The 403-nt window shown below is 43.7% G+C and carries 1 protein-coding gene; it reads left to right on the forward strand.

Annotation, left to right across the window (positions count from 1 at the left end; genetic code table 11):
- Nucleotides 1–13 precede the first annotated feature (13 nt).
- Nucleotides 14–403 (forward strand): hypothetical protein (locus tag AUR67_RS21085; protein WP_161936916.1); only part of this gene is annotated, 390 nt, incomplete at its 3' end.

The following is a 403-nucleotide window of genomic DNA, read 5'->3' on the forward strand; positions in this document are numbered from 1 at the left end:
TATTACAGAGCAGATGCTGGCGACATCATACTCTTATAGTGCACAGTCAGGTTATGCAGAGCAAACATTAGCATTATCAGAACTTGGGTTCGCAAATAACGATGCCACGCAGGCAGCCTTAGCGGCGAATGAAATGAAAGTTGTGTTTGGTGGTTGGCATGCTACGGCAGGCACTGAAGAGCAGTATAGTCGTATCTTATTGACCTTTAAGGATAGTGAAGGAGAGGTAATAGGGTTACCAATTGAGTTAAATCAATCAGGTACGCCTAATTACGCATGGCAAAGACGAGAGACAAGCGCAATTATTCCTGCGGGAACAGTGAGCTTAGTTTATCGTGTAGAGTTAAGCAAATCGCGAGATACGGGGTATTTAGCACTATTTGATGACGCCTTTGTCTATTTG

It is taken from the genome of Pseudoalteromonas sp. XI10 (genome assembly GCF_001469895.1).
Lineage (GTDB): Bacteria > Pseudomonadota > Gammaproteobacteria > Enterobacterales > Alteromonadaceae > Pseudoalteromonas.